Origin of the sequence: Treponema sp. TIM-1, from assembly GCF_046533115.1 — a bacterium.
Classification (GTDB): Bacteria; Spirochaetota; Spirochaetia; order Treponematales; family Breznakiellaceae; genus JAIRMO01.
This window is the reverse complement of record NZ_JAJQRC010000019.1, coordinates 46,384-54,441: the sequence shown is the minus strand read 5'-3', so window position 1 is coordinate 54,441 and position 8,058 is coordinate 46,384. Positions and strand designations below refer to the sequence as shown.

Annotated in this window: 7 protein-coding genes; 3 read left to right on the top strand and 4 right to left on the bottom strand. The window is 51.6% G+C overall.

The genetic code is table 11. The features are described 5' to 3' along the window. Positions 1-206: 206 nt before the first annotated feature. Together LQZ21_RS08935 and LQZ21_RS08930 are read right to left on the bottom strand one after the other, a co-directional pair. Positions 207-656 carry a HEPN domain-containing protein gene (locus tag LQZ21_RS08935; protein WP_411043973.1) on the bottom strand — a complete coding sequence of 150 codons (450 nt, stop codon included), beginning with the start codon at positions 654-656 and terminating at the stop codon, positions 207-209. Then, entirely contained in the window at positions 646-969 is a 324-nt protein-coding gene (locus LQZ21_RS08930; protein WP_411043972.1) for a nucleotidyltransferase domain-containing protein, read from the bottom strand. Before LQZ21_RS08930 ends, LQZ21_RS08935 begins: the two co-directional genes overlap by 11 nt. Positions 970-1,214: 245 nt before the next feature. On the opposite strand from LQZ21_RS08930, the gene LQZ21_RS08925 reads away from it, so the two are divergent. The 3 genes from LQZ21_RS08925 to LQZ21_RS08915 all read left to right on the top strand — a co-directional run bounded on the left by LQZ21_RS08925 (position 1,215) and on the right by LQZ21_RS08915 (position 3,364). After that, positions 1,215-1,475: a CopG family transcriptional regulator gene (locus tag LQZ21_RS08925; protein ID WP_411043970.1), complete on the top strand. Its 261-nt coding sequence runs from the start codon at positions 1,215-1,217 to the stop codon at positions 1,473-1,475. A gap of 157 nt (positions 1,476-1,632) precedes the next feature. After that, positions 1,633-1,845 carry an AbrB/MazE/SpoVT family DNA-binding domain-containing protein gene (locus LQZ21_RS08920; protein WP_411043968.1) on the top strand — a complete coding sequence of 71 codons (213 nt, stop codon included), beginning with the start codon at positions 1,633-1,635 and terminating at the stop codon, positions 1,843-1,845. Positions 1,846-1,963: 118 nt separating this feature from the next. After that, the gene (locus tag LQZ21_RS08915; RefSeq protein WP_411043966.1) at positions 1,964-3,364 is read left to right on the top strand and encodes an aminopeptidase; all 1,401 of its coding nucleotides are present in this window, start codon (positions 1,964-1,966) and stop codon (positions 3,362-3,364) included. Positions 3,365-3,392: 28 nt separating this feature from the next. On the opposite strand, the gene LQZ21_RS08910 is transcribed toward LQZ21_RS08915, so the two are convergent. Together LQZ21_RS08910 and LQZ21_RS08905 are read right to left on the bottom strand one after the other, a co-directional pair. Continuing rightward, positions 3,393-4,601 (bottom strand): hypothetical protein, encoded by a 1,209-nt coding sequence (locus tag LQZ21_RS08910; RefSeq protein ID WP_411043964.1) that lies wholly within the window; start codon positions 4,599-4,601, stop codon positions 3,393-3,395. 74 nt (positions 4,602-4,675) lie between these two features. Beyond that, positions 4,676-8,041 (bottom strand): beta strand repeat-containing protein, encoded by a 3,366-nt coding sequence (locus LQZ21_RS08905; RefSeq protein WP_411043962.1) that lies wholly within the window; start codon positions 8,039-8,041, stop codon positions 4,676-4,678. Positions 8,042-8,058 lie beyond the last annotated feature (17 nt).

Here is an 8,058-nt window from a genome sequence, read left to right as displayed (position 1 = left end):
GTATGTTGTTCTCATAAGGTATTTGACTCAGGGTACATACCCTTGGTTCCGCCCCAAGGGGCCGGGGTATGTACCCTTCGCAACGAATCAATATAATGACGGAGTACTTTTAAAACACCAGATACCGACAGGGGTCTATTATACCCGAAATGAACAGATTCCGTTCAACTAATGAGTTTTATACAAATCTAATGACAGGCCCCAGATCAGTCTCCGCTGCGATCCATCTCCATATTATCAAGATATAATTGTTCCGCATTTTCTTTTGATTTTTTTATTAGCCCTTTAATTTTTTCATCAATCCATTTTACCCATTTTTCTGCCAGCATTATTGCATTATTATATTCTTCTTCTTCAACAGGTGTATAATCCCCAGGGTATCTTGTTTGTATTGCATAATCATTCAAAATTACCGTTTCATCAATTTCTTTAGGTAACTCAATATATTTTGATAACTCTTTTATCAAAGAAACTAAATTATGAGTTTTTTCAGGATCGACATTATAAAATATCAGAAGACCTTTTAATGATTTTTCGACAGCCTGCTGTGCCTGAAAACATAAATCTTCATAAAAAACATTTTCATCTGTCCTTGTTTTCGATATTAAAAGACTGCTTTTTGCCCTGTCAAGCCATATTTTATAATCATTTTCCATACAAGATTTTCCCTTCCCGATCTATCGTTTTATAAATATATCCATTTTTATTTTTTAATCTGTTATATTTATCATAATCTACAGCAAGAAAATCAATAGGTACTGATATGCTATCATTCAATAATTCTTTATATAAAAGTCCGGTTATCTTTCTTTCATTATCTAAATTTTTCATTACTATTAGAATATCAATATCACTATTTTCCCTGTTTTCCCCTCTGGCATACGATCCAAACAGCATTATCCTATCAGGGGATATTTTTGATGTGATAAATGCAACAATTTGTTCCAAAATGGGTAAATTTTGATTCATTATTAAAAAATATTATAGATTTTATTTTTTGTCAAGAGAGTTTTCACCGGGGGATATTATTATTTCCAACCATTTTTCAAAAACATTGGTCTAATGCTGTATCAATGCTGCTACACAGAATTAAAATTTTTTGCCGGCCCGAACAAAGGCTTTGCGAAGCAAAGACCAGGGCTAGAAAAATATACCAGAAAAACACTTGACAATATGTGTAAAATAGAATGAATTTGAATGCAAGAGGTTAGAAAATGGCTAAAACAATAACATTGAGAGTGGATGACAATATTTATAATACTTTAAAGCGGGCCGCAGATGGCGACCGCAGAACTATTTCAAATTTTATTGAGTATGCAGCAATAAATTATATTTTTAATAATAATGTTGCTGTTGCTGTTGCTGCTGATGATGAGATGAATGAAGTCATGTTTTTTGAAAAAGATATGAAAAAAGGATTGGAGGATATACGGAAGGGAAGATATAAGATAATGAAGCGTAGCGGAATGACCTAGCCGTTGCGGAAGTCGAGGGGCTTTAGCCCCGAAGCGCAAATAGGCCGGTTATGTGCAGTACCGCCCTTTTCAATGATTTTCTAAAATAATCATAGGCTTCATTTTACCACTTGACAAGTTATTTTTATAACATTATAGTACTATAAGGAGCTTATCAATGAACAAAGTTACACTTTCCAACAAATATCAAGTTGTTATTCCAAAAGATGTCAGAGAAAAAATCGGATTAAAGGCGGGTGTTTCTTTTGAAGTAATTACCTATTCCAACAGAATTGAATTGATTCCAATAAAACCGATAAAAAATTTAAAAGGGATACTGAACGGGATAGATACCAATATTATACGGGATGAGGATAGAATACGAACATAATTGATTCCTCTTTTTGGTTAGAATACTTTGCGGGAACAGATTCCGGAAATATTGTATCCGAAATAATTGAAAATACCAATGATCTCATAATTCCCACTATTACTTTAATGGTATTACCATGAACGATCCCGGAGACAAGCTGCTTTTTCAGTGCAAAAATGCCGATGACGTTATGGGAACGACCGAAGTCAAAGCGGCCGGCGAATATGCCCAGGGCTACCTCAATTTTTTGACCCGCGTTAAAACCGAGCGGGAAGCGGTTGCCACGGCCATTGCCATGGCGGAGGAGCGGGGCTTTGTTCCCTGGCGGCGGGAGGTACATCCCGCGGCGGCTCCCCGGGTATACGTCAACCAACGGGGAAAGGCCGTGATGTTCCTGGTGCGCGGGAAGCGGCCGCTGGCCGAGGGGATCTCCGTCATAGGCGCCCACATCGATTCCCCGCGGCTTGACCTTAAGATGCGGCCCCTCTACGAGGAGGCGGGGATGGCCTATTTTGATACCCACTACTACGGCGGGATCAAACCCTACCAATGGACCGGCATTCCCCTGGCCCTGCACGGGTACCTGGTCCGTAAGGATGGCCAGGGGGTAACGGTGTGTATCGGGGAGGAGCCGGAGGACCCGGTTTTGTTTATCGCCGACCTGCTGCCCCATTTGTCGAAAGCCCAGATGGAACGCCCGGGGAAGGATCTGGTCAAAGCCGAAGACCTGGACGTGCTGGCGGGGATCCGTCCCTTTCCCGGCGCATCCGGGCCGGGCCGGGTCAAACTCAACATCCTCAGGCTGCTCAATGAAAAATACGGGATTACCGAAGGGGACCTTATTTCGGCGGAGCTTGCGGTGGTCCCCGCCTTTCCTGCCCGGGACCTGGGGCTTGACCGGAGCATGATCGGCGGCTACGGCCAGGACGACAAGGTCTGCGCGTACCCGGCCTTAACCGCCCTGCTGGGACTTACGGAACCGGAATACGCCGCCTGTGTGGTCCTCGCGGACAAGGAAGAGACCGGCTCCCTGGGCATGACCGGTATGCAGGGGGCGTTTTTCACCAACTTTATTGAGGAGCTGGCCGAATCCCTGGGGGAAAAGGCCCGGACCATTTTGTCCCGTTCTTTCTGTCTTTCCGCCGATGTTAATGCCGCCTACGATCCCCGTTACCCGGAGGTATTTGATCCCCGCGGAGAAGGGGCGCTGAACCACGGGGTTATCCTCTTTCGCTATTGGGGAACCGGGGGCAAGGAAAACACCAACGACGCCCAGGCGGAAACCGTGGCTGCCCTGCGGAGGATCCTGGACACGGCGGGAGTACTCTGGCAGACCGGCGAAGGCGGCCGGGTTGGCGCCGAAGACAGCGGGACCCTTTCCCGGTTTTTTGCCGCCCTGGACATCCCTACCATCGACCTGGGGGTCCCCCTCCTCTCCATGCATTCCCCCTTTGAAGCCGCAGCCAAAGCCGATATATACATGGCCCACCGGGCCTTTACCGCCTTTTTCAGCCGGACCTTCAGCCTCTCCCCGTAACCGTAGGAGTACCGTTCATCTACGGCGCCTAACGCCGCGGCCCAAAGAGCTGAAACTTATAACCCAGGGATAGGCCTATCTGGTTCCGGACATACTGAATCCCATAACCTTTGTCCGCTACGGTCATACCGATGTCCCGGCTAAAGCGCAGATCGACAAATAGTTCTCCGGGGCCCAGGAGCAACCCGCTATCTATCCCCAATAGAAGCCCCAGGGGCGGATCTATCGCATAGGCATAGGAACCGGCGGCCGGACCCACCGAAGCATCGCCGGGCTCTAGCTTCAGCGTCCCTATGGGCATCGCATAATACAGCCCCACAAAGGGCGCCAGGGAAAAATTCCCTATTTCCAGCGGCACCTTGACGAGCAGGGGGAACATCAGGGACATGGAGCTATACCGGTCGGTAACACGCTTATCCAAGTTGGCATTAATGGTGGCTATTTTCGCCACCTTAAAGGTATCGTAGTTAAAAATCGCCTCCGCCTGAAGTCCCAGGAAGCGGAAAATCCGGTATTCCAGTACCACCGCACCGCCGGCGCTAAAGCCCTGGCTCGTGCCCGCCTCATACCCCCCGGCTACCAGGGAAGAGTAGGCGTTGAAGGAACCCCCGCCCCGCAGTCCCAGATAGAAGCGCCCGAGATAGAGCCCGTTACCCTCCCTGGATTCCACCGCAGCAGACTCCTCCCTTTGCTCATCGGTAGTTCCCCGCACCTGGGGAGTGTTTTCCACCACGGTTACCTGCTGCTCCACCGGTACGTGGGAGAAAATCCAGCTTACCATGGGCGGCAAATAACCCTCCGCCTCAACCATATCTTCAAAAACCATTTCGTCGGTATACACCAGGGCCCCGCTGGCGCTGTTCCACAGCCACAACTGAAAATGCTGCAGATCGTCCATGTCAATATAGTATTCGCCCGTCAGCACCAGCCGCGAATCGCCCAGATAAACCGGCTCCGGGGGCTGGTCGGGGGGAAAGCTCAGGCTTTCGGGAACCCGCTCGGCGGTCACCCGCTCGGTGGTATAGCCCCCCAGACCCTGTACTTCCCCGATAACATTCTGCTGAAAATCAGAGCCGATGGATAAATCGTCCCCCACAAAGGACATAACCGCCACCTCGCTGGGCGGGATCGCTTCGTTACCGGATGGCGTTTGGGCGGCTCCCAAAAAGGGGACAAAACCCAGGAAAAAACCCAGGATACCTGAAAAAACTTTTTGTTTGCTCATAATTCTATCCATAAAATCCATCCTTATCTCCTCCCCCTAAGACCTTTCCGGGACAAGCCCATTACTGTGTGTAATTTCCATACCAGTTATTGGTAGTCTCCATACCAATCAATGTTGTTGTTAGTAGTCCCGCCACTAATTTTGTGCAGAACGCCATTAACCAAAAACCGAGCATTCTGACCAGTGATCCAATCATCTTGAAAAGAGTACAATAAGTGTACATCAGGAGTGGGAGGAGGATCGGTGTAGATATTTGCCACAATACTCGATCCAATACTCAGTTCGCCCCCCACTTTAATCAAAAAGTACGCATTTGCGGCGTAGTACTTCAAAAAAACCACATTGCCCGGATACCCCGCCGAAGCTGCCCCCGGATCTACCTTCCCCCCGGCGCTTATCATGAAATTATCTAAACGGTTGACATCATGGCCGGCAACATACACGCCATACTTGTTAGTTCCCTCGGTATTTCCCGTTATCACCCCGCCCGTCAGTTTAAACTGCCCGGTGGCATACACGCCGTTGGCGCCCTCGGCTGCGGTATTGCCATCCCCCGACCCTGTCCCGCCTATGGTTCCGCCGGTCATCTCGAACACCCCTCTTTGGGTGGTACTGGTAATGTGGATGTAATGGATATACACGGCGCCGCCCGAATTGGAGCCGGTCGCCGTATTGCCCTTTATGACCGCCCCGGTCCCCATTTTGGCGAATGCGTACTCTCTGACATATATGCCGCCGCCGGAAGAAGCCCCCTCGGCACTATTGCCCTTTATGGTTCCGGCCAGTATATTGAAGGGGTCAGCCTCGGTGGTCCCATTATCGATATATATGCCGCCGCCGGAGGAAGCCCCCTTGGCAATATTGCCCTCGATGGTCACCGCCGGGCCATTTATCTGGGTTCTCCCCTTGCTATATATGCCGCCGCCGGAGTTGGGCCCCTGGGCGGTATTGCCCGTTATGGTTCCGCCCAATATATTGAAGGGTTCAGTCGCGGTCCCATTATCGATATATATGCCGCCGCCGGAGTTGGACTCCTGGGCGGTATTGCCCGTTATGGTCCCGCCGTACAGGGAGAAATACTGTCCATTGTTGTATACCCCGCCGCCGGAATCGGACCCCCTGGCAATATTGCCCGTTATGGTTCCCCCCTCTATGGTGAGGGTGGAAAGGTTCTGATTAATACACACGCCGCCGCCGGAAGAAGCCCTCGTGACCGTATTGCCCTCGATGACCGCGGTCCCGCTGATGGTGATGGAAGAACCCGCAGTACCAAAGGCTCCCACCCCGCCGCCGGAATGCTCCCCCGCGGCAGTATTACCCTTTATGGTCCCGCCGTTGAAGGTGAACTCGCTCTTTATCATCCCCCCCACGCCGGGGAAATGTACAAGCGCCACCCCGCCGGCGCATTCAGAAAATGAAGATCCTTCCGCTTTATTGGATAGTATGGACCCTCCGTACATATTAAAAGAACCGCCATTGATCAAAACGCCGCCGCCGGAATAGTACGCGGAAACACTGTTGCCATCATTGGGATCGGTCCCGCCTATGGTCCCGCCGGACATGATGACCATGCCGTTACCGCTGATCAGTATCCCGCCGGCCCGCAGGGCCTTCATTTTTTTGATCACCGACCCGGGATTCATGATCAGCGTCCCGCCGTTGACTGCGACCCCCCCGGCCGTCGAACTGGTCTCGTTGCCGCTCAAAACCGCATTGGTCCCCAGGATCAGCTTTCCCCCGGACAGTACCGTAATCAGGGGGGCATTATTCTCGGTATTGGGGCCCGGGCCCTCCAGGGTAATATTCTGCAGGGTCAGGATAACGCCCCCTCCGACGGTAATTAAGGACCCGAGGCTCGTCTTCTTCAGGGTCCGGCCGTGGCCGTCAATAACCACCAGGGCCGGACTGGTAGCATAGGGCAGCAGGGTAGCGCTGTAAGCTACATCCTCCGAACCGGCGGGAAGGTCAATAACCACCTGGTTACTGGCGGCGCTTCTTTCCTTTAGCAGCGCCAGGGCGCTGTCCTCATTATCCGGGGGACCAAAGCTTAGCACCGAATTGCTTGGGGGCCGGGCCGCGGGAAAGACTATCGTTACCGTGCCGCTGTTAGCGGAGTTGGTTACGGTTCCGGGGGCGTCATTATGGGAAAACACGTTTTGCCCCACCCCGGTAAAGGTAAAGCCCGGAGCGGCATTTAAGGCAAGCGACGCCGTATAGGCTTGACCTAATTGAAAGGTGCTGTGGGCCGGGCTCCAGGCCACGGTTCCGCTGTACTGGGCTCCGGTAATGCCGGTAACCGGGGTTACGCCGTTTACCGGTTTGGGCAGGTAGCCGGTTAAATTGGTGTCATATACGACAGTGGGGCTGCCGGCCTCCGCCGAGGGCGGAAAGATAATGGTAACGGAACCGCTCCCCGCCAAATTGGCGATGGTCTCCGCCCCCGTATGGATAAAGGCGTTTGACCCGACCCCGGTCAAGGTATACATCGCACTGGGCTTTAAGATCAGCTCCGCGGTATATGCCGTACCGGACTGAAAGGGACCGGTCAAAACAGCCTGGGTATTGGTGATTTTCCAGCTCACGGTTCCGGTATACTGGGTTCCGGCAAAGGACACGACCGGCGCCGACCCGCCTATGGGGTTAGGTATATACGCGGTCAGGTTAAGGTCACTTATCACCGTGGGGCTCATGGTCGGCAGATAGATAACCACGAAGCGCCGGGTGGTGGAACTGTCATCGATGAGGGGGAGACTTGGCTCCGGACCGTCGGGATAGGTAAATTTTTCCCCCTCGATAAACCGGTAGCCCTCTTTCGCCGTCAACCGTATGTCCGCCTTGTATATGCCCCCCAAGGCAAAGGCAAAGGGGTCCAGGAGTATGTCAGCGAAACCAGTGGAAGTTTTTTCTTGCCATGTTGCCTGTACCCGCATGTCCGCCCGGGTATCCACCTCCCGGACCAGCCGTTCGGTGGCCAGGGGAATGGGGACGTAGTTCTGCAGGTTATAGTCGGTGATAAAGGTGATGTTCCAGTCGTCGGAGTTATTATAGGTAACCGTAACGGTCCGCACCGGGTCCCCCAGATCGTCGATCTGGGCCCTTACCTTACCCGAGGGATAGGCAAAGGGGGTGGAGTAGAAGCTATAGCCCGGTTTGGGGGTGATGGTTATTTCCGCTTTATACACCGTATGCGCCGCAAAGGTATCAATGGCTGCTTCCGTACCGTTTTCGTCTTTCCACACCACGCTCATCTCCAGGTCCCCCCGGTCATTGACCAGAAACACCGGCCGCTCGTCCGGCTTTGGAACCGGCACATAGTTTTGGAGGTTGTAGTCGGTTATATGGGCAGACCCAACGGCCCCGTCCCGGGTGATCAAATAATCCTCTCCCAGGGGAACGGCGCACCCCGCGATCAAGACGCCGCACAAAATCATCAAAACCTTAAAACTTTTCATCGTCCTGCTCCTTGCGT

Coding starts and splice junctions, on each gene's coding strand:
- LQZ21_RS08935 (WP_411043973.1), bottom strand. CDS start 656: ATGGAAAATGATTATAAAATATGGCTTGACAGGGCAAAAAGCAGTCTT.
- LQZ21_RS08930 (WP_411043972.1), bottom strand. CDS start 969: ATGAATCAAAATTTACCCATTTTGGAACAAATTGTTGCATTTATCACA.
- LQZ21_RS08925 (WP_411043970.1), top strand. CDS start 1,215: ATGGCTAAAACAATAACATTGAGAGTGGATGACAATATTTATAATACT.
- LQZ21_RS08920 (WP_411043968.1), top strand. CDS start 1,633: ATGAACAAAGTTACACTTTCCAACAAATATCAAGTTGTTATTCCAAAA.
- LQZ21_RS08915 (WP_411043966.1), top strand. CDS start 1,964: ATGAACGATCCCGGAGACAAGCTGCTTTTTCAGTGCAAAAATGCCGAT.
- LQZ21_RS08910 (WP_411043964.1), bottom strand. CDS start 4,601: ATGGATAGAATTATGAGCAAACAAAAAGTTTTTTCAGGTATCCTGGGT.
- LQZ21_RS08905 (WP_411043962.1), bottom strand. CDS start 8,041: ATGAAAAGTTTTAAGGTTTTGATGATTTTGTGCGGCGTCTTGATCGCG.